The organism is Plantibacter sp. Leaf1, from assembly GCF_001421315.1.
In the GTDB taxonomy this organism is placed as follows: domain Bacteria; phylum Actinomycetota; class Actinomycetes; order Actinomycetales; family Microbacteriaceae; genus Plantibacter.
This window is the reverse complement of the sequence record NZ_LMJX01000002.1, coordinates 829,414-849,545: the sequence shown is the minus strand read 5'-3', so window position 1 is coordinate 849,545 and position 20,132 is coordinate 829,414. Positions and strand designations below refer to the sequence as shown.

The following is a 20,132-nucleotide window of genomic DNA, read 5'->3' as shown; positions in this document are numbered from 1 at the left end:
AGGGTCCGCGATGAGCAGTCCGGCCGAACTGCTCGCAGGACTCGACCCCGATCAAGCCGTCGCGGCGGAGGCGCTTCGCGGACCCGTGTGCATGCTCGCCGGTGCCGGCACCGGCAAGACCCGCGCGATCACCCACCGGATCGCCTACGGCGTCGCCACCGGGACGTACACCGCCTCACGGGTGATGGCCCTCACCTTCACGAGCCGTGCGGCCGCAGAGCTGCGCGGTCGCTTGCGGGCGCTCGGTGCCGAGGGGGTCTCGGCGAGGACCTTCCACGCGTCGGCGCTGTCGCAGCTGAACTTCTTCTGGCCGCAGGTCGTCGGAGGACAGGTGCCGGCGCTCGTCGAGAGCAAGGGACGGGTGCTCGGCCACGCGGCGGAACGGCTCCGCCTGCGGGTCGACACGGCGACCCTGCGGGACGTCGCCGGTGAGATCGAGTGGCGGAAGGTGTCGGGCCTGACGTTGGAACAGTACGCGGCCGCGAACCGGCCGCTGCCGGCGAAGCTCTCCCTCGAGCAGGTGGTGGCTCTCCAGGACAGTTACGAGCAGCTCAAGGACGAGCGCAAGCGGATCGACTTCGAGGACGTCCTGCTCGCTTGCGCCGGCATGATCGAGACCGAACCGTCGGTCGCGATGCAGGTCCATGAGCAGTACCGGTTCTTCGTCGTCGACGAGTACCAGGACGTGTCCCCGCTGCAGCACCGCCTGCTCGAACTCTGGTTGGGCGGCCGCCGAGACGTGTGCGTCGTCGGCGACGCGAGCCAGACCATCTACTCGTTCGCGGGTGCTCGCGCCGACTACCTCCTGGACTTCCCGACCCGGTACCACGACGCGACCGTGGTCCGCCTCGAACGCAACTACCGGTCAGCCCCGCCCGTCGTCGCCGCGGCGAACACGCTCATGCGCGGGCGCCCGGGGGCGCTGCAGCTCTCCGCAGTGCGAGCGGAGGACGAGTCGGCATCGTCCGTGCGCCCCGAGACCCCTGCCGTCGGGGTCCGCCAGTACCCGAACGAGCTGTCCGAGGCGAGAGGGGTGGCGTCGGAGATCCTCGATCAGCTGCAGTCGGGCGTCCCCGCGTCGGAGATCGCCGTGCTGTACCGCATCAACGTGCAGGCCGCTGCACTCGAGACGGCGCTGGGCGAGGCGGGTATCCCGTATGTCATGCACGGATCGAAGCGCTTCTTCGAACTCCCCGAGGTCCGTCAGGCGCTCCTGCAACTCCGGGCGGCCTCCGTCTCGATCAGCGGTGAACCGCTGTTCAAGTCCGTCAGCGACGTGCTCCGGTCCCTCGGGTGGAGCCAGGATCCTCCGGACGGCGGCGGCGCGGTGCGCGACCGCTGGGAGTCGCTCAACGCGATCATGGGGCTCGTCGACCAGGCGCCGGAGGGCACAACGTTCCGCGCCTTCACCGATGAACTGCAGACCCGTCAGGCGGCGCAGCACGAGCCGACGGTCGAGGCGGTCACCCTCGCCACCCTGCACTCGGCCAAAGGGCTCGAGTGGGAGGCCGTCCACCTCATCGGCCTGTCCGAGGGGTATCTCCCGATCTCCTATGCGAAGCACTTCGAGCAGGCGGACGAGGAGCGCCGGCTCCTGTACGTCGGGATCACCCGGGCCAAACGCCTCCTGCACCTGTCGTGGTCGGAGACGCAGCAGCGTGGGGGGAGACGGGAGCCGTCCCGCTTCCTGGCAGAGCTCGGCATGCGCACCTCGAGTGCTCCCGGACGACGCGGCGCCTGACCCCTCCCGAGGCGGCGTCGATCACCAGCTGCGTGTTCACGAGGATGGGCTGCGCCGCTTCGATCCGTCTGAGGACGAGGCGGGCGACCCGGGTCGCGACCTCGGAGCGGACCAGCAGGGTGTCGAGCGGGGAACGGTGTCCGAGGAGTTGCGACGCGACCGCCGGCCAGGCCGGGTCGTCGTCGGCGCGGTGCAACTCGACGCAGTGCAGGCACGGGCCGGCGCCCGGAGTGACGAACGGCCCGATCCGGACGTAGCGATCACCGAAGACGATCGGCAGATGTGGGACGTCGTCACGCAGCCACCGGGCGTACCGGCTCGGCGGCAGGACGAAGTCGGCGAACAGGATCGCGATGTCGACCCGATGCGGTGATGCCTCCGGTGCGTCGTCGACGGGTCCCGCCGCGGCGAGGTCGATCACCGACTGGTCCGCGAGCAGCCTGCGGAGCTGATCGGCCGACGGGCTCGCACCGGCCACGACGACGCGATGCGGCCGCCGGGGAGGATCTGCCCGCGTGCCGTGGTCGATCACCGGCTCGAGCGCCGTGAAGACACGTTCGACCTCGACTTCCGGGACACCGAACGCCCCCGCCAACCGACGGCCGACCGACGCCGGGAACCCTGCCCGCAGAGCGGACACGACCTGCTCGGTGTCGGTCATGACGCTGTCGAGGACGACGGCGTCGTCGACCCCGATCTGCAGACTGTGGGGCGTTCGCCAGAGGAGTGGTCTGCGGGGATCGAGCCGGGTCGTCATCCATCGATGATGACGGTTCCGCGAGCGGGTCCGTCGTGGCTCTCCACAGGCCCGCTCGCCGAGACGATCGTCGGATCAGACCGGGGGACCGCCGGTGCCGTCGGGGTCGGAGGAGTCCGGTCCCGGTTCATCGGTGCGAGCCTGGTCGTCCCGCGCGGCCTCGCCTCGTTCCTCGTCGCGGAGCAGGTCCTCGAGTGCGAGGTCCATCTCGTCCTGCTCCGGGCGCTCCCCGCGGGCTTCGGCCTCGAGGCGCGCCACGAGGGCGTCCGGTGCGTCGATGTCGGCCGCAGTGGGGACGAGGTCCGGGTGCGACCAGAGGGCGTCCCGCTGGGCCGTCCCGACCGCGTCGGTGACCTGCTGCCACATCATCGCGGCTTCGCGAAGGCGGCGGGGACGGAGCTCGAGTCCGACGAGCGCTCCCAGAGCCTGTTCGGCCGGTCCGCCAGCGGCGCGTCGGCGCCGGACGGTCTCGGCGATGGCCGCCGATCGCGGGAGACGCACGGTGGCCGCAGCCGTCACGACGTCCACCCAGCCCTCGATGAGCGCCAGCGTGGTCTCGAGTCGGGCGAGGCTCGCCTCCTGCGACTCGGTCCGAGCGGGGATGAGAGCACCGCTCGTCATCGCCTCGCGGAGCTCCTCGGGGTTGGACGGATCGAAGCTCTCGGCGAGCTCTTCGAGGCGTTCCGTGTCGATCCGGATGCCGCGGGCGAAGTCCGTGATCGAGGAGATGAGGTGCAGGCGGAGCCACCGCGCGTGGCGGAAGAGTCGCGCGTGGGCGAGTTCGCGGACGGCGAGGTAGATCTGCACCTGGTCGGCCGGGATGTCGAGACCCTCGCCGAAGTCGGCGACGTTCTGGGGGACGAGTGCGGCCTCGTTGTCGTCGAGCAGCGGGATGCCGATGTCCCCACCGGAGACGACCTCCTTGGAGAGCTGACCGACCACCTGGCCGAGCTGCATCGCGAAGAGGGTGCCGCCGATGCCGCGGACGAGTTGTCCGGCGTTCGCGATCATGCCGGAGAGCTCCTCCGGAGCACGTTCGGTGAGGACGCCGGTGAGGGCGTTCGCGATGTTGGTCGCCACCGGTTCCGCGAGCTGGGTCCAGAACGGCATCGTCTTCGTCGCCCAACGGGTCCGCGTGTAGAGAGCGGGCTCGCTGGAGAGTTCGGCGACATCCGTGACGTCGGCCAGCCACAGGGACGCGATGTGGAACGCCTGCTCGTACTCGACGCGCTGCTCGGGCGTCGTGTCGCGAGCACCGTCGCCGGCGATCGTCTTCGCCTGCTGGAGCGAAGTGTCCCAGTTGATGCCGTCGCCGTTCGATTGCAGGGCGCCCTGCAGCTGCGACATGAGCGCGGCGAGACTGGCCGGGTCGCTCGGCAGGCCGGCGGCGCCGGCGAGTTGGCTCGGATCGAATGAGCCGTTGCCGGAGAGCAGCTCGCGGAGCATGTCGCGGAACTCGTCCTCCGGACTCTTGTCGGAATCCTCTGGCACGTCAGCCGCCTCTCAGATTGCTCGGTGCTGGGCCTTCTACGCTAGTCGCACCTCGCTGAAGAATCGCCGGGGTATGGTTGGTCGGGTTTCCGCCCACCGCGAACAGTCCGGAAGGCTTGCATGTCGCTCTTCGCCGATGAGGCTCCCACCGCTTCGGCGCCGACCGGCCATGGCCGGAACCGTCGTGCGCGCTTCGGATGGATCGTCCTCGTCCTCTCGTTGGTCCTCCTCGGTGTGCTCTCCGCAGTGCCCGCTCCGTACGTGATCGAGCAGCCGGGGCCGGTCTTCAACGTGCTCGGCACGACCGAGGGCGAGGACAAGGACGTTCCGCTCATCGAGGTCCACGACGCGAAGACCTACGACACCGGCGGCACCCTCGACATGCTCACGGTGCAGCTCGTCGGCAACCCGCAGCGGAGCCCCGGTTGGCTCGACATCGTCTCGGCCTGGTTCGACCCGAGCCGAGCCGTGGTCCCGATGGACCTCTACTTCCCGCCGGGCGTGACGACGGAGCAGCGCGACGAGCAGAACGCGACGCTGATGGTGGACTCCCAGCAGGACTCCGTTGCCGCGGCGTTGCGCGAGCTCGGCTACGAGGTGCCGGAGCACGTCGTCGTCGCGCAGATCGCCGAGGGGGCGCCGGCGCAGGGCGTGTTGCGACTCGACGACGAGATCGTCGCCGTCGACGGCGTACCGGTGACGGGGCTCGAAAGCCTGCGCGGCGCCATCGCCGAGAACGGGACGGAGACCCCCGTCACCCTCGACATCGTCCGCGGGGGCTCGCCGGCCACCGTGCAGATCACGCCCACGACGGCGACCGCGAGCGATGGGACGACCTCGACGGTGATCGGCATCGGCACGAAGGTCACCTACGACCTCCCGGTCGACATCACCATCCAGCTCGACAACGTCGGCGGGCCGAGTGCCGGCATGATGTTCGCGCTGGGGATGATCGACCTGCTCACGCCCGGTGAGCTCAACGGCGGGAAGGACGTCGCCGGGACCGGCACGATCGACGCCGACGGCAACGTCGGAGCCATCGGCGGCATCCGCCAGAAGCTCTTCGGCGCCAAGGACGCCGGGGCCGAATGGTTCCTCGCTCCGGAGAGCAACTGCGACGAGGTCTCCGGGCACATCCCGGACGGACTGCAGGTCTTCGCCGTCAAGACGCTCGACGATTCGCTCTCGGCGCTCAAGGTGATCGCGGACGGTGGCGACACCAGCGCCCTCCCGACCTGCCCGGCGGGCTGAGCTCTAGGGCGCTCTCACAGGCCCGCCGCTTTAGGATGGTCACGACGACCCCTATCTGAAGAGGCCATACGTGACATCCGCAGCAGCAGAGAAGCCCCTGTCCACTCAGCGCCGACGCGCCCCGATAGCGATCACGGTGGCGGTCATCGCCGCGCTCCTCATCGGGTTCTTCGTGTTCTCGGGGTTCTACGCCGATCTGTTGTGGTTCCAGCAGCTCGGGTTCACCGAGGTGCTGACCACGCAGTGGATCGCCACCATCGCCATGTTCCTCATCGGCTTCGTCGGCATGGCGCTGCCCGTCTGGCTGGCCATCGAGATCGCCTACCGGACCCGCCCCGTCTACGCGAAGCTCAGTTCGCAGGTGGACCGCTACCAGCAGGTGGTCGAGCCGCTGCGCCGGCTGGCGACCTACGGCATCCCCGCGCTCTTCGGGCTCTTCGGTGGTGTGGCCGCCGCCTCGCGGTGGCAGCTGGCCCTGCTCTGGATGAACGGCACGCCGTCCGGCACGAAGGACCCGCAGTTCAACCTGGACGTCTCCTTCTACCTCTTCGACCTGCCGTTCTTCCAGGCGGTCGTCGCGTTCTCCTCCGCCGTCGTGCTGATCGCCCTGATCGCCACCGCCGTCGTCACCTACCTCTACGGAGGCATCCGGGTCGTCAGCCGCGAGGTCTGGATCTCTATGGCCGCCCGCGTGCAGATCTCGGTGCTCGCCGCGCTCTACCTGATCCTGCAGGCGGTCAGCCTGTGGCTCGACCAGTACACGACACTGAACGACACCGGCACCCTCATCACCGGAGCGTCCTACACGGACGTCGCCGCGATCATCCCCGGTCGCGTGATCCTCGCCGGCATCGCGCTCATGGTGGCCGTGCTGTTCGTCGTGACGGCCTTCATCGGCCGCTGGCGTCTGCCGCTCGTCGGCACCGCGCTCCTGATCGTCGCCTCCCTCATCGTCGGCAGCCTCTACCCGTGGATCGTGCAGCGGTTCCAGGTGGAGCCGAACGCGAAGAGCCTCGAGACGCCGTACATCCAGAAGAACATCGACATGACGCGCGACGCCTACGGCATCGCCGACGTGCAGGAGGAGGAGTACGAGGCGACCACCGACGCGACACCGGGCGCCCTGCGTCAGGACGCGGAGACGACCGCGAACATCCGCATCATCGACCCCTCGCTGGTGAGCGCCTCGGTCGCGCAGCTCGAGCAGTTCAAGCAGTTCTACTCCTTCGACAAGCAGCTCGACGTCGACCGCTACACGATCGACGGCAAGACGCAGGACACCGTCGTCGCGGTCCGCGAACTGAACGTCTCCGGCCTCGACAACTCGCAGTCGTGGATCAACAACACGGTCGTGTACACCCACGGGTACGGCTTGGTCGCCGCCTACGGCAACCAGCGTTCCGCCTCGGGTGAGCCGGTCTTCCTCGAGTCCGGCATCCCCACGACGGGTGCGCTCGGGGACTTCGAGCCCCGGGTGTACTTCGGCGAGCAGTCTCCCGACTACTCGATCGTCGGTGCTCCGAAGGGCAGCGATCCTATCGAGCTCGACTACCCGTCGGGCACGCAGGGGGAGTCGCAGACGTACACGACCTTCGACGGTGACGGTGGTCCGAAGCTCGACAACGTCTTCAAGAAGCTCGTCTACGCGCTGAAGTTCCAGTCCGAGCAGATCTTCCTGTCCGACTCGGTGAACGACCAGTCGCAGATCCTGTACGACCGTGAGCCCCTCACGCGCGTCCAGAAGGTCGCGCCCTACCTGACGCTCGACTCCGACCCCTACCCGTCGGTGGTGGACGGACAGATCGTCTGGATCGTGGACGGCTACACGACGAGCGCCAGCTACCCGTACTCGAAGACCGTGAGCCTCTCGGACACGATCTCCGACTCGGTCACGCCGGTGCAGAACTACGCTCTCGACGACGTGAACTACATCCGCAACTCGGTGAAGGCCACGGTCAACGCCTACGACGGCAAGGTCACGCTCTACAGCTGGGACGACAAGGACCCGATCCTCGAGACCTGGCAGAAGGTCTTCCCGTCCACGGTGAAGCCGATGTCCGAGATGTCCGGCGACCTCATGAGCCATGTCCGGTACCCCGCCGACCTCTTCAAGGTCCAGCGTTCGGTGCTCGGCCAGTACCACGTCACGAACGCCGGTTCCTTCTACTCGAGCGAGGACGCGTGGGTGACCCCCAACGACCCGCAGTCCACCGACACCGAGAAGAAGTACCAGCCGCCGTACTACCTGACGATGCAGCTCCCCGAGCAGCAGGCGCCGTCGTTCTCGCTGTACTCGACCTTCATCCCTCGCCAGGGTGGCGAACAGTCGCGGAACGTGCTCACCGGCTACCTGGCGGTGGACGCGAACGCGGGCGGTGAAGACGGCAAGCGCAGCTCCGACTACGGCAAGATCAGGCTCCTGACGCTGCCGAAGGACGACACCGTCCCGGGCCCGGGCCAGGTGCAGAACACCTTCGACTCCGACCCGAGCGTGTCGAGCCAGATCAACATCCTGAAACAGGGCCAGACGGAGGTGCTGAACGGCAACCTGCTGACGGTGCCGGTCGGTGGTGGGCTCCTCTACGTGCAGCCGGTCTACGTCAAGTCGACGGGTGACACGAGCTTCCCGCTGCTGCAGAAGGTGCTCGTGGCCTTCGGTGATCAGATCGCCTTCGAGGACACGCTCGACGAGGCGCTCGACACCCTCTTCGGCGGAGACTCGGGAGCCGACGCCGGTGACACGAACGTCCCAGGAGACACGACGACCCCACCGGCCGACGGGACGGACACCGGTGACGGCACCGACACCGGGACGACCCCGAGCACGGGCGATCCCGCGGTCGACGCGCAGATCAAGACCCTGCTGAGCGAGGCCCGTGCGGCCATCCTGGAGAAGGATGCCGCGATGGCCAGTGGCGACTGGGCCGCGTACGGTGTCGCCGACAAGAAGGTCTCCGACGCGCTCGCGAAGGCGTTGGACCTGCTGAACGGCTGATCCGAGCTGCTGCTCGACGGGACGGCGTCACCCTCCGGGGTGGCGCCGTTCCATCGTTCCCGGCCGTCGTCCTCGTCCGAGGATCGTCAGCCGCAGGCTCCGATCGGGACCGCTGACGGCACTCGATTTGCGGGGCCTGGAAATGCATGCTAGCTTTATCTCTTGTGCCGCAGGGTGGAGCAGTTCGGTAGCTCGCTGGGCTCATAACCCAGAGGTCGTAGGTTCAAATCCTGCCCCTGCAACAGAAAAGAAGAAATCCCGGTCTCGTCGAGACCGGGATTTCTTCGTTAACACACCGTCGGTCGCACCGACGCAGAGGCGTCGGTGCGACCGTCGGGTCATCGCAGCACCGAGGGGTGCTCCTCCAGGTCCGCGAGGGGCAGGCCGAAGGCGGCCGCGACGCCGCTGTTCGTGACCTCGCCCGCACGGACGTTCACGCCGGCGCGCAGGGCCGGGTCGGCTGCCACCGCCTGTTCGGTGCCCTGATCCGCGATCGCCAGCGCATACCGGAGGGTCGCGTTGGTCAGGGCCCGTGTCGAGGTCTCCGGGACGGCGCCGGGCATGTTGGCGACGCAGTAGTAGAGGCTGTCGTGGACCTGGAACGTCGGGTCGTCGTGCGTCGTGGGCCTGGATCCCTCGAAGCAGCCACCCTGGTCGATCGCGATGTCGACGAGGACGGATCCCGGCTTCATGTCGGCCACCATCGCATCGGTCACGAGCTTGGGTGCCTGGGCGCCGGGGATGAGGACCGAGCCGATGACGAGGTCGGCGTCCCGCAGCTGTTCGGCGATCTCGTAGGCGGACGACGGCCTCGTCTGCACGTGTCCTCCGAAGCGGTTCTCGAGCTCCCGGAGCCGGGGGATCGAGATGTCGATGATCGTGACGTCCGCCTGCATGCCGAGGGCGTTCGCTGCGGCGTGCTCGCCTGCAACGCCGCCGCCGATGACGACGACCTTCGCCTTCGGGGTGCCGGGCACGCCGCCGAGGAGGATGCCCCGACCGCCGGCTGCCCGCATCAGGTGGTAGGCCCCGACCTGGGTCGAGAGTCGCCCGGCCACCTCGCTCATCGGCTGGAGCAGGGGGAGGGAGCGGTTCGCGAGCTGCACGGTCTCGTAGGCGATCGCCGTCGTCCCCGACGCGAGCAGAGCGTCCGTGAGTGCTCGATCCGCTGCGAGGTGCAGGTAGGTGAAGAGCGTCTGATCGGCGCGCAGGTACCCGTATTCGGCGGCGACGGGTTCCTTCACCTTGAGGAGGAGGTCGCCCGCCGCCCAGACGGAGGCTGCATCCGGCAGCACGGTCGCCCCGGCGTCGCGGTATGCCTCGTCGAGGTTGCCTGAGCCGATGCCGGCGCCCGCCTGGACGACGACCTCGTGTCCGTGGCGGACGAGCTCGTGGACGCCGCCTGGGGTCGCGGCGACCCGGTTCTCGTTGTTCTTGACCTCAGTGGGGATGCCGATGCGCATGAGTGCTTCCTCTCGCGGGCCCGCGGCGTTCAGCTCGGCTCCCGCTCGTCGGTGGACGGTGTGGGACTATTCTGGGGTTCCTGCGAGCCTGACCGCGATGGGCTGCAGAAATCCGGACATCCATCTCGCAGATCGACGATGCTTCGGACAATGGGGAGGATGATCGCAGGATGACGAACAATCTTCGCCGGAACGTCGACCTCGACGACGTGGACCGCACGCTGCTTCGGCTGCTGCAGGAGAACGCCCGGATGACGAACGCCCGGATGGCGGAACTCGCGGGGATCGCGCCGTCGACCTGTGTCGCGCGGATCCGTTCACTGGTCGATCGCGGGGTGATCACCGGGTTCGCTGCGAGCATCGACCCGGTGGCGGTCGGGCTCGGGCTCGAAGCCCTCATCAGTGTCAACATCCGGGCCGGCGCCCGAGCGCGGATCGCCGAGTTCAGCGCCGGCATCCGACGATTGCCGGAGGTCGTCCAGGTGTTCTTCCTCGGCGGCTCCGAGGACTTCGTCATCCATCTGGCCGCCCGCGACAGCGCACACGTCCGCGACTTCGTCGTCGAGCACCTCTCCGCCGACCCGACGGTCGCCTCCACGCGGACGAGTCTGGTGTTCGAGCATGCCTTCATCGGTGTCGAAGTGGGGGAGTGAGCCTCGGTTCGCGAGGGATCGACCGCGCGAAGGTCACAAACAGGTAACGAAGACGCTTCGCGGAAAAGCCTGGTGATGATCGGTTTTCGTGCGTGTCGCCGCGGCTGTGTCCGCCTTTCGGGGGATTGTCGATTAGCCACCAGCTGTGAGTTTCGTTAGCGTTGTCGACGGCCCGCAAGGGCTGACCTACGTAACCGCGTCCCGCCCCCTGTCGCCTTCGTGACGGCGTGCTGGACGTACGGTCGAACGCAACGTGGTAGCCGTCGACGCCCCACGTGATCCGAGCCCGCGCGCTGTCTGTCAGTGCGCCGATGGGGCGGATCCTGAGTCGTTCGACCCGGCCTGACGATCGACAGGAAGAGTGCAACGCGGCTCCGCGTGCGCTTCCGGGAGAAAGAATGACCGAAACGATTGCCGTCTCAGCGACGGGTCTGTACAAAGTCTTCGGCAGGAAGCCGAAGGACGCCGTCAAGCGTCTGCAAGCGGGTGCGTCCCGCGACGAGATCGCGACGAGCGGGACCGCTGCCGTCATCGACGCGTCATTCGACGTGAAGCAGGGCGAGATCTTCGTCGTGATGGGCCTCTCCGGCTCGGGCAAGTCGACGCTCATCCGCATGCTCAACGGCTTGCTCGAGCCGACCGCCGGTACGGTGACGGTCGCCGGGCAGCCGATCTCCGGCGTCTCCTCCAAGCAGCTTCGTGCGGTGCGCCAGGAGAACATCTCGATGGTCTTCCAGCACTTCGCCCTGCTGCCCCACCGCACGGTCCTCGAGAACGCGGCCTACGGGCTGGAGGTCAAGGGTGTGCCCGCGGCGGAGCGTCGCGAGCGTGCTCAGGCCGTCGTCGAACGGGTAGGACTCGCCGGCTGGGAGGACAAGCTCCCCGGCCAGCTCTCCGGCGGGATGCAGCAGCGCGTCGGACTGGCCCGCGCACTCGCGTCCGACACCGACATCCTCCTGATGGACGAGGCCTTCTCCGCGCTCGACCCGCTCATCCGTCGCGAGATGCAGGAGCAGCTCGTCGAGCTGCAGGCTGAGCTGGGGAAGACGATCATCTTCATCACCCACGACCTCAACGAGGCGATGTTCCTCGGCGACCGGATCGCCGTCATGCGCGACGGTCGGATCGTCCAGGTCGGTACGCCGAACGACATCCTCACCGACCCGGCGAACGACTACGTGGCGCAGTTCGTCCAGGACGTCGACCGCGCTCGCGTGCTCACGGCCGGCGGCGTGATGGAGCCTGCGCGTTCCGTCGTGTCCGCGTCCGCCGGTCCGCGGGCGGCGTTGCGCATCATGCGCGATCTGCAGACCTCGACCGCGTTCGTCGTCGGCCCGGGACGCCAGCTGCTCGGCGTCGTCCGCGACAAGGACGTCCTTCGTCTCGTCCGGGCGGGCGACCACGAGCTCAGTAGCGTCATCACCGCGGACCTCGCCACCGTCTCCCCGGAGGCCGCGCTCGTGGACCTGTTCGAGTCCGCGGTCGAGAGTGCCCTCCCGGTCGCCGTCGTTGACGAGCGGACGCGTCTCCTCGGCGTCGTCCCGCGGGTGACCCTGCTCGCTGCCGTCGGCAACGTCTCCACCAACACGGACGAGATCAGCCTCGTCGGTCCGCCGGCGACTGTGCCCGTCGAGCTCATCACGGCGACCCTGCGGTCGACCGCGGAAGACCCGCAGCACCCCGACGACGGTGGATCCGTCGACCCGACGGCCGCTGAACCGTCCACGACCGAACCCTCCGCCGCCCTCCAGGAAGGGAACGTCCGATGAACGGCCTCCGTCTCCAATCGTCCGACCTCATCGACGCCATCACCCGCCCCGAGATCGGAGCGTGGGTCGAAGCGTTCGTCGACTTCATCACCGACGTGTTCCAGCCGGTGTTCGACGTGATCCGCGCGGTCTTCCAGGGACTCTACGACGGGGTCGACACGATCCTCAGCGGACCGCCCTTCTGGGTGATCATCCTCGTCGCAGCGATCCTCGCGCTCATCGTCCGCGGCCCCGTGTTCGCGATCGGCTCGGCCGTCGGTCTGCTGATCATCGTCGGCGTGGAGCAGTGGGAGAACGCGATGGACTCGCTCTCGCTCGTCCTCGTCGCCGGCCTCATCGCGATCGTCATCGGCATACCGCTCGGGATCCTGGCTGCCCGCTCGAAGGTCGCCTCGTCGATCATCCGGCCGTTGCTCGACTTCATGCAGACGACCCCGGCGTTCGTCTACCTCATCCCTGCGCTCATCCTGTTCCGCATCGGCGTCGTCCCGGGCATCGTGGCGACGATCGTCTTCGCGTTGGCCCCGGCCGTCCGGCTCACGGAGCTGGGCATCCGCAACGTCGACCGGGAGGTCGTCGAGGCCGGCAACGCGTTCGGAGCCTCCTCGTGGCGGATCCTGCGCCAGATCCAACTGCCGCTCGCGATGCCGAACATCATGGCCGGCGTCAACCAGGTCATCATGCTCTCGCTCTCCATGGTCGTCATCGCCGGGATGGTCGGCGCCGGTGGACTGGGTGGCGACGTGGTGAAGAGCCTCTCCAGGATCGACATCCAGCTCGGCTCCGAAGCGGGCCTGTCGGTCGTCATCCTGGCGATCTTCCTGGACCGCCTCACCGCCTCGCTCGGCGCCGGTCGCAAGCGTGGGCGGCGCGTGAAGCCGGCGCCGGCACCGGGTGGCATCCGCCCCGCGCCTGCCTCGAGCACCACTACGACGGACTCGACCAGCCATGTCGAGCCGAGCGGGAAGCCCGCTCCGTCCCCGGCCGGCTCACGCTGACGCCCGGCCCTCCCGACTTCAACCGACGACACCGATCCCCGTTCGCGGGACGAAAGGAATCATCGAACATGCAGTACCGCACCAAGATCGCCACCACCATCGCAGCGGGGGCGGCGGCGACGCTCGCCATCTCCGGCTGCTCCGCAGGCGCCTCCGACGAGACGCTCGAGAACGGCGACAAGCAGGCCGTGACCATCGCCGTCTTCAGCGGCTGGGACGAGGGCATCGCCGCCTCCGAGCTGTGGAAGGCCGTGCTCGAGGAGCAGGGCTACGACGTCACGCTCGAGGAGGCGGAGCCGGCCCCGGTGTTCTCCGGATTGAGCACGGGCGACTACGACCTCACGCTCGACGTCTGGCTGCCGACCACCCACGCGAGCTACATCGAGAAGTTCGGGGACGACGTCGTCGACCTCGGCGCCTGGAACACCGACGCCAAGCTCACGATCGCGGTGAACGAGGACGCTCCCGTCGACTCCCTCGAGGACCTGGCCGCGAACGCCGACCTCTTCGACAACCGCCTCGTGGGCATCGACCCGGGTGCCGGCCTCACCGAGGCGACCCAGGACAAGGTCATCCCCGAGTACGGTCTCGAGGACTGGGAGTTTCTCACCTCGGGTACTCCCGCGATGCTCTCCGAGCTCAAGGCGGCCACCGATGCCGGCGAGAACATCGCCGTCACGCTCTGGCGTCCGCACTGGGCCTACGACGCGTTCCCGATCAAGGACCTCGAGGACCCGAAGGGCGCGCTCGGCGACGCCGAAGGCATCCATAGCTTCGGCAAGGCCGACTTCGCCGAGGAGTACCCGACGCTCGCCGGATGGCTGAAGGACTTCGACTTCGACTCCGAACGCCTGTTCTCGCTCGAGAACGCCATGTTCAACGAGGGTGACTCGAAGGACTACGCGCCGGTGGTCGAGAAGTGGATCAGCGAGAACCAGGAGTACGTGGACTCGCTCACGAAGTAGCGGATCACGACGACGACGGGCACCGGAGCGATCCGGTGCCCGTCGTCGTCTGCACCGGGGTCAGCGTGCGAGCCGCGCGAGTCCGTCGACGGCGCGCGCGAGCACCTCGGTGCGTTTGCAGAACGCGAATCGGACGAGTGACGCATAGTCCGGGTCGCGCCGGTCCAGGCAGAACGCCGACAACGGCACGGCGACGACGCCGGCGAGCTCCGGCAGGGCGCGACAGAACGCGGCCGCGTCGCGATGGCCGAGTGGCGCCGCGTCCGCCACGATGAAGTAGGTGCCGTCGGGTCGGAACGTCTCGAAGCCGGCTGCGGAGAGTCCCTCGCTCAGGAGGTCGCGTTTTCCCCGGAGGCCGTCGGCGATCGCGGTGAAGGCGGCGTCTGGGAGTCGGAGCCCTGTCGCCATCGCCGGCTGGAACGGGGCGCCGTTGACATAGCTGAGGTACTGCTTCACGGTCGACACCGCTGCGACGAGCTCGCGGGGGCCGGTCAGCCAACCGATCTTCCAGCCCGTCGTGCTGAAGGTCTTCCCGCCCGAGGAGATCGTCAGCGTGCGCTCCGCGGCCCCCGGAAGGGTCGCGATCGGGACGTGGGGGACGTCGAACGTCAGGTGTTCGTAGACCTCGTCGGTCACGATGAGGGCGTCGTGGCGGTCGGCGAGTTCGACGATGAGTTCGAGGGTCGACCGGTCGAGGACCGTGCCGGTCGGATTGTGCGGCGTGTTGACCAGGATGATCCGCGTCCGGTCGGTCACCGCGGCACGGAGTTCCTCCGGATCGGGTTGGAAGTCTGGTGCGCGCAGCTTCACGGTCCGGTGCCTGCCCCCTGCGAGCGCGATGAGGCCGCCGTACGCGTCGTAGAACGGTTCGAAGGTCACCACCTCGTCACCGCGCTCGACGAGGGCGAGCAGGGAGGCGGCGAGCGCCTCGGTCGCTCCGGCCGTGACGAGCACCTCTCCTTGGGGATCGGGGTCGAGACCGTAGAAGCGTCGTTGGTGCTCGGCGATGGCGGTGCGGAGGTCGAGGGTGCCGGGGCCCGGCGGGTACTGGTTCTCGCCACGCTCGATCGCGGCGATCGCTTCCGCGAGGACGGATTCCGGTCCGTCCTCGTCGGGGAACCCCTGGCCGAGGTTCACCGCGCCGGTCTGCAGGGCGAGGGCGCTCATCTCGGCGAAGATCGTCGAGGAGACGGCGCCCTCCTCGTCCACGAGTCCGGCGCCCTCCGCAGTGCGGCGCCAGGGTCCGTCAACCACCATGTCGATCTCCCTCCGCGGCCTGAGTGACAGGCTGCCTCCAATCTAGGACACCACCCACGGCGGCTTGCGGCGAAGACCTAGCCCGCGTACAGCCCGTGCGAATGAAACACACAGCTCGGCGCGCGAAGCTGACTGCGCTTGGAAGGAGCAGAACCACCATGACCGAACCCGCAGACGGACAGCAGCCCGCCGAACACCCCGAGTCCACCCCCGCCGGGGAGACCACGCCGCAGTCCGCCGCCGCTGAGCAGGCCGGCGGTCCCGCCGCCGCGGGTGAGACCCGGCCGTCGACGGCCGGTGCGTACTTCCCGCCGCCGACGGCGACGCAGCCGACCGAGCCGCTGTACGGCCAGGCCGCGCAGCAGCCGCTCGGGTCGCCGCAGCAGGGGTCTCCCTACCAGCAGCCGTCGCAGTATCCGAGCGCGGCGTTCACGCGTCAGCCGCAGCCGAACGCGTACGGCGCCTACCAGCAGCAGCCCGCCCAGCCGCAGGCAGGGCACCCGCAGCCAGGCCACCCGCAGTCCGGCCAGCTCGGGACGGGGCAGTACCAGCCCGGTCAGCAGCCCGGGGCCTACGGTGCGTCGCCCTACGCGCAGCAGCACGTCGGGACCCCGCCGGCACCCCGCCCCAAGAAGACGAACCGCCCGCTCGCCGGGATGGTCGCGATGCTCGCGGTCGGAGCCCTCATCGGCGGCGCGTCCGGCGCGGGCGCGACCCTCTGGGTGACGAACGCGACGAAGTCGAGCGTGTCGAGCAACGAGGCCGGATCGAAGGCCTTCGCGATCAACGACGACGCCGACGTCAGCCTCACGACGGCCATCGCCGCCACGGCCGGGCCGAGCGTCGTGACGCTGTCGGTGCAAGGGGGCCAGAGCGCCGGTACCGGTTCGGGCATCGTGCTCAGCAAGGACGGGTACGTCCTGACGAACACCCACGTTGTTACCCTCGACGGTCAGGTCGCCGACCCGACCATCCGGGTCACGGACGCGAACGGCAAGTTGTACTCCGCCAAGCTCGTCGGCACGGACCCCGTCTACGACCTCGCCGTCATCAAGCTCGAAGACGCATCCGGCCTCAGCCCGATGGAGTTCGCGAACTCCGACAAGCTCAACGTCGGCGAGACGGCCGTCGCGATCGGCGCACCGCTCGGCTTGGCCGGAACGGTCACCGACGGGATCGTCAGCGCCCTGAACCGGAGCATCACCGTCGCTTCGTCCGCAGTGCCGGATTCCGGTTCCGGCGACGACGGCGGCTCGGACGACCCGAACGGCGACAACCAGAGCCCCTGGAACTTCGACGTCCCGGGCAAGACGCCGACGGCGCCGACCTCCTCGATCTCCATCGCGGTCATCCAGACCGACGCGGCGATCAACCCCGGCAACTCCGGTGGCGCACTCGTCGACGGCACCGGCAAGCTCATCGGCGTCAACGTCGCCATCGCGAGCGCCGGGAGCACCGACTCGTCCTCGCAGAGCGGGAGCATCGGCGTCGGCTTCGCCATCCCCGCCAACATCGCCAAGCGCGTCTCGGACGAGATCATCAAGACGGGGAAGGCGACCCACGGCTTGCTCGGCGCCACCGTGAAGGATGCCGCGAGCGACGCGAAGAGCACCGTCGCCGGGGCGCTCATCGACAAGGTGACCGACAACGGTGCCGCCCAGGCCGCCGGCCTGAAGTCGGGCGACGTCGTGACGGAGTTCAACGGCGTGCCGATCACCGGAGCGAACGACCTGACCGCGCAGGTCCGGGCGCTCGCCGGTGGGGCGACGGCGAAGGTCACCTTCACCCGGGGGAGCGATTCGCAGAGCGCCGAGGTCACCCTCGGGGAACTCGCGCTCTGACGCTCGCGACCCGCAGTCCAGGAGACGCCCGCACGGCACCGTGCGGGCGTCTCCGCGTCCGGGCCCGGGCCCGCGACCGGCTGCTAGGCTCGATCGAACGAATCACGGAGTGAACCCCACATGTCGAACGACCGAGGCCAGGCCGACGCACCGTCGTTGCCCGGAGTCTCCTACGTGATGCCCGTGTTGAACGACGCACGGCACGTTCGAGCAGCCGTCGACAGCCTGCTCGCGCAGGACTACGCGGGCGACGTCGAGATCACGATCGCCGTCGGTCCGAGCATCGACGGGACGACGGAACTGGTCCGGTCGCTCCAGGCCGCGGATCCGCGCATCCACGTGCTCGAGAACCGCGTCGGCTCGACCCCGGCCGGGCTGAACCTCGCCATCTCGGCGTCGACCCATCCGATCGTCATCCGGGTCGACGCCCATTCGGAGCTACCGAGTGACTACGCCAGGATCGCCGTCGAGACGATGCTGCGCACCGGTGCGCAGAACGTCGGCGGGATCATGGACGCTCGCGGGCGCACTGCGTTCGAGACGGCGGTGGCACGGGCGTACGGCTCGCGGGTGGGACTTGGCGGCACGCCGCACCACGTCGGCGGGCGTGAGGGGCCGGCCGACACGGTCTACCTCGGCGTGTTCGACCGCGAGATGCTCGTGCGCGTCGGCATGTTCGACGAGCGCATCAAGCGCGGGCAGGACTGGGAGCTCAACCGCCGCATCAAGCACGCGGGCGGTCTCGTCTGGTTCACCCCCGAGCTGCGTGTCGTGTACCGTCCGCGGGCGAGCCTGCGCGCCCTTGCCCGTCAGTTCTTCTCCACCGGTCTCTGGCGCGGCGAGCTCAGTCGGAGCTTCCCCACGCGCGGCACCCTCAGATACTTCGCCCCGCCGGTCCTCGTACTCGGGATCGTCCTCGGCACCCTGCTCGGTCTCGGCGGACTCCTCCAGCTCGCTTCCGGCATCCCGCCGTGGCTCCTGATCGGGTTCGCAGCGCCGATCGGGTACGCGCTCATCGTGTTGCTCGCGAGCATCGTCGTCACCGGCCGGGACGGGGTGCGCACGAGCCTGTGGATGCTCGTCGTGCTCCCGTGCATCCATTTCTGCTGGGGCACCGGTTTCGTGCTCGGCTACGGCTCGCTCGCGAAGGACATCTCCGCTCTGCGCAACCCACCGAAGGCGGTCTAGATGTCGGATCCTCGTGCAGACGCTCCGGGTCCGCGGCTCACCCCGCCGCGGACGATCGCCGAACTCCGGGCCGTGGCGCAGCCCCCCGAGGTCCGAGCCCGCAAGAACGCGGAACACTGGACGGCGGACCTCTACCTCCGCGACCTGTCGCCGTACGTCACCTGGCTGCTGTTGCGCACCAGCATCAGCGCGAACGGCGTGACCGGACTCATGATCCTCACCGGTTGGGCTGCTGCTGCGGCATTGCTCATCCCGGGCTTCGGCGGCGCCGCGCTCGCCCTCGTCCTGGGTCAGACGCAGATGCTCGTCGACTGCTGTGACGGCGAGGTCGCGCGGTGGCGCAGGACGTCCAGTCCCGCAGGAGCGTTCCTCGACTCCGTGGGACACTACTCGACCGAGTCGCTCATCGCCATCGCGCTCGGTGTCCGGGCGGCCGGATGGCCGGTCGACGCACCGGCCGACCTCACCTGGATCACGCTCGGGTTCGCGCTCGCCCTGTTCGTCGTGCTGAACAAGGCCCTGAACGACATGGTGCGCGTCGCCCGCGCCGGCTTCGGTGCCCCCAAGCTCACGTACTCGACGGAGGAGTCGGCACCACGAGGGGGAGTCCTCGCGATGGCCAGACGGGTCGCGCGGTTCCTGCCGTTCCACCGCCTCTTCCACTCGGTCGAACTCACGATGGTCGTCTTCGCGGCATCCGTCGTCGGACTCTTCGTCGGCGACGTCGAGGCGATGCGGTGGACCCTCGCGGTCCTCGTGCCGCTGGCCCTCCTGACGGTCGTCGGCCACTTCGTCGCGATCGTCTCGTCGAATCGACTGCGCGCGTGATGTCGGGACCGATCCCGGTCACCCGATCCGTCGGCGTCGTCGTGCTGACGCAGGGGACCAGGCCCGTCGAGCTGGCCGCCGGTGTCGCGAGCGTGCTCGCCCAGCGTGGCGTCGAACTCGATGTCGTGGTGGTCGGCAACGGCTGGGAACCGTCCGGGCTCCCATCGGGGGTGCGTGGGCTGGCGCTGGCCGAGAACCTCGGGATCCCCGCCGGTCGCAACCGTGGTGCCGCCACCGTCAACGGCGAGTTCATCTTTTTCCTCGACGACGACGCGACCATCCCGTCGACGACGTTCCTCCAGGACGCGATCGCGATCCTCGACGCCGACCGGTCGATCGGGCTGCTCCAGCCCAGGCTCGCCGACGCGACCGGTGTCCCGACGCCGTCCCGCTGGGTGCCCAGGACCCGCGACAAGGATCCACAGCACTCGAGCGCGGTCTTCTCCTGCCTCGAGGCGGCGGTCCTCCTGCCTCGCCGGGTGTTCGACGCCGTCGGCGGTTGGGCCGAGCCGTTCTTCTACGCACACGAGGGCATCGAACTCGCCTGGCGGGTCTGGGATCAGGGGAGGCGCGCCTGGTACGAGGCGTCGCTCGAGGCCAACCACCCGGTCACCGAGCCGACCAGACACACCGCGTACTACCGCCTGAACGCTCGGAATCGCGTCTGGCTCGCCCGGCGGAACCTCCCGCTCCCGCTCGTCCCGCTCTACGTCGGTTCCTGGACGGCGATCCAGATCGCGCGGTGGTGGCGCAAGCCCGAGGCGCTCCGGCCCTGGTTCGGTGGGTGGCGCGAGGGGTGGAGGACCGACCCGGGCGGACGCCGGCCACTGCGCTGGCGGACGGTCTGGCGGATGGCCAGAGCGGGCCGGCCTCCGGTCATCTGACCACCGGGCACCGTCGTGACCCCACTGTGACCTGGCGTCGTTACGCTTGAC

General features: G+C 68.9%; 14 protein-coding genes, 1 tRNA gene and 1 pseudogene. 12 read left to right on the top strand and 4 right to left on the bottom strand.

Annotation, left to right across the window (positions count from 1 at the left end):
• Nucleotides 1-10: 10 nt before the first annotated feature.
• Complete coding sequence (locus ASE44_RS06245) at nucleotides 11-1,741, top strand: ATP-dependent helicase (RefSeq protein ID WP_056778271.1); 1,731 nt, start codon at nucleotides 11-13, stop codon at nucleotides 1,739-1,741.
• Here ASE44_RS06245 and ASE44_RS18925 read toward each other — a convergent pair.
• A pseudogene (locus ASE44_RS18925) lies at nucleotides 1,695-2,402 on the bottom strand (TOMM precursor leader peptide-binding protein); the annotation flags it as partial. The gene ASE44_RS06245 and the pseudogene ASE44_RS18925 sit on opposite strands and share 47 nt — an antisense overlap.
• Nucleotides 2,403-2,573: 171 nt before the next feature.
• Nucleotides 2,574-3,989, bottom strand: coding sequence for a zinc-dependent metalloprotease (locus ASE44_RS06240; protein WP_369796414.1), 1,416 nt, complete (start codon nucleotides 3,987-3,989; stop codon nucleotides 2,574-2,576).
• A gap of 120 nt (nucleotides 3,990-4,109) precedes the next feature.
• On the opposite strand from ASE44_RS06240, the gene ASE44_RS06235 reads away from it, so the two are divergent.
• The 3 genes from ASE44_RS06235 to ASE44_RS06225 all read left to right on the top strand — a co-directional run bounded on the left by ASE44_RS06235 (nucleotide 4,110) and on the right by ASE44_RS06225 (nucleotide 8,477).
• A complete protein-coding gene (locus ASE44_RS06235; protein ID WP_056778268.1) occupies nucleotides 4,110-5,240 on the top strand; it encodes a PDZ domain-containing protein in 1,131 nt (376 codons plus the stop codon).
• A gap of 70 nt (nucleotides 5,241-5,310) precedes the next feature.
• A complete protein-coding gene (locus ASE44_RS06230) occupies nucleotides 5,311-8,235 on the top strand; it encodes a UPF0182 family protein (RefSeq protein WP_082455856.1) in 2,925 nt (974 codons plus the stop codon).
• Nucleotides 8,236-8,403: 168 nt separating this feature from the next.
• Nucleotides 8,404-8,477: transfer RNA gene (locus tag ASE44_RS06225), tRNA-Met, on the top strand.
• A 96-nt stretch (nucleotides 8,478-8,573) separates the two neighbouring features.
• Here ASE44_RS06225 and ald read toward each other — a convergent pair.
• Nucleotides 8,574-9,698, bottom strand: a complete 1,125-nt coding sequence (ald, locus tag ASE44_RS06220; protein WP_056778264.1) for an alanine dehydrogenase — start codon at nucleotides 9,696-9,698, stop codon at nucleotides 8,574-8,576.
• A 170-nt stretch (nucleotides 9,699-9,868) separates the two neighbouring features.
• On the opposite strand from ald, the gene ASE44_RS06215 reads away from it, so the two are divergent.
• The 4 genes from ASE44_RS06215 to ASE44_RS06200 all read left to right on the top strand — a co-directional run bounded on the left by ASE44_RS06215 (nucleotide 9,869) and on the right by ASE44_RS06200 (nucleotide 14,083).
• The gene (locus ASE44_RS06215) at nucleotides 9,869-10,351 is read left to right on the top strand and encodes an Lrp/AsnC family transcriptional regulator (RefSeq protein WP_056007214.1); all 483 of its coding nucleotides are present in this window, start codon (nucleotides 9,869-9,871) and stop codon (nucleotides 10,349-10,351) included.
• Between the two features lie 398 nt (nucleotides 10,352-10,749).
• Nucleotides 10,750-12,120, top strand: coding sequence for a glycine betaine/L-proline ABC transporter ATP-binding protein (locus ASE44_RS06210; protein ID WP_082455855.1), 1,371 nt, complete (start codon nucleotides 10,750-10,752; stop codon nucleotides 12,118-12,120).
• The gene (locus ASE44_RS06205; protein ID WP_082455854.1) at nucleotides 12,117-13,118 is read left to right on the top strand and encodes a proline/glycine betaine ABC transporter permease; all 1,002 of its coding nucleotides are present in this window, start codon (nucleotides 12,117-12,119) and stop codon (nucleotides 13,116-13,118) included. The genes ASE44_RS06210 and ASE44_RS06205 overlap by 4 nt, the downstream gene beginning before the upstream one ends.
• A gap of 68 nt (nucleotides 13,119-13,186) precedes the next feature.
• Nucleotides 13,187-14,083 carry a glycine betaine ABC transporter substrate-binding protein gene (locus ASE44_RS06200; protein WP_056778263.1) on the top strand — a complete coding sequence of 299 codons (897 nt, stop codon included), beginning with the start codon at nucleotides 13,187-13,189 and terminating at the stop codon, nucleotides 14,081-14,083.
• 60 nt (nucleotides 14,084-14,143) lie between these two features.
• On the opposite strand, the gene ASE44_RS06195 is transcribed toward ASE44_RS06200, so the two are convergent.
• A complete protein-coding gene (locus ASE44_RS06195) occupies nucleotides 14,144-15,340 on the bottom strand; it encodes an aminotransferase class I/II-fold pyridoxal phosphate-dependent enzyme (RefSeq protein ID WP_056778259.1) in 1,197 nt (398 codons plus the stop codon).
• 158 nt (nucleotides 15,341-15,498) lie between these two features.
• Here ASE44_RS06195 and ASE44_RS06190 point away from each other — a divergent pair, with 158 nt between their 5' ends.
• The 4 genes from ASE44_RS06190 to ASE44_RS06175 all read left to right on the top strand — a co-directional run bounded on the left by ASE44_RS06190 (nucleotide 15,499) and on the right by ASE44_RS06175 (nucleotide 20,081).
• Nucleotides 15,499-17,181, top strand: a complete 1,683-nt coding sequence (locus ASE44_RS06190; protein ID WP_082455853.1) for a S1C family serine protease — start codon at nucleotides 15,499-15,501, stop codon at nucleotides 17,179-17,181.
• A 120-nt stretch (nucleotides 17,182-17,301) separates the two neighbouring features.
• Nucleotides 17,302-18,369: a glycosyltransferase family 2 protein gene (locus tag ASE44_RS06185; RefSeq protein ID WP_056007199.1), complete on the top strand. Its 1,068-nt coding sequence runs from the start codon at nucleotides 17,302-17,304 to the stop codon at nucleotides 18,367-18,369.
• Complete coding sequence (locus ASE44_RS06180; protein ID WP_056007196.1) at nucleotides 18,370-19,197, top strand: CDP-alcohol phosphatidyltransferase family protein; 828 nt, start codon at nucleotides 18,370-18,372, stop codon at nucleotides 19,195-19,197.
• Nucleotides 19,197-20,081, top strand: a complete 885-nt coding sequence (locus ASE44_RS06175) for a glycosyltransferase family 2 protein (RefSeq protein WP_056778255.1) — start codon at nucleotides 19,197-19,199, stop codon at nucleotides 20,079-20,081. The genes ASE44_RS06180 and ASE44_RS06175 overlap by 1 nt, the downstream gene beginning before the upstream one ends.
• Nucleotides 20,082-20,132 lie beyond the last annotated feature (51 nt).

Coding starts and splice junctions, on each gene's coding strand:
- ASE44_RS06245 (WP_056778271.1), top strand. CDS start 11: ATGAGCAGTCCGGCCGAACTGCTCGCAGGACTCGACCCCGATCAAGCC.
- ASE44_RS06235 (WP_056778268.1), top strand. CDS start 4,110: ATGTCGCTCTTCGCCGATGAGGCTCCCACCGCTTCGGCGCCGACCGGC.
- ald (WP_056778264.1), bottom strand. CDS start 9,698: ATGCGCATCGGCATCCCCACTGAGGTCAAGAACAACGAGAACCGGGTC.
- ASE44_RS06215 (WP_056007214.1), top strand. CDS start 9,869: ATGACGAACAATCTTCGCCGGAACGTCGACCTCGACGACGTGGACCGC.
- ASE44_RS06210 (WP_082455855.1), top strand. CDS start 10,750: ATGACCGAAACGATTGCCGTCTCAGCGACGGGTCTGTACAAAGTCTTC.
- ASE44_RS06205 (WP_082455854.1), top strand. CDS start 12,117: ATGAACGGCCTCCGTCTCCAATCGTCCGACCTCATCGACGCCATCACC.
- ASE44_RS06200 (WP_056778263.1), top strand. CDS start 13,187: ATGCAGTACCGCACCAAGATCGCCACCACCATCGCAGCGGGGGCGGCG.
- ASE44_RS06195 (WP_056778259.1), bottom strand. CDS start 15,340: ATGGTGGTTGACGGACCCTGGCGCCGCACTGCGGAGGGCGCCGGACTC.
- ASE44_RS06190 (WP_082455853.1), top strand. CDS start 15,499: ATGACCGAACCCGCAGACGGACAGCAGCCCGCCGAACACCCCGAGTCC.
- ASE44_RS06185 (WP_056007199.1), top strand. CDS start 17,302: ATGTCGAACGACCGAGGCCAGGCCGACGCACCGTCGTTGCCCGGAGTC.
- ASE44_RS06180 (WP_056007196.1), top strand. CDS start 18,370: ATGTCGGATCCTCGTGCAGACGCTCCGGGTCCGCGGCTCACCCCGCCG.
- ASE44_RS06175 (WP_056778255.1), top strand. CDS start 19,197: ATGTCGGGACCGATCCCGGTCACCCGATCCGTCGGCGTCGTCGTGCTG.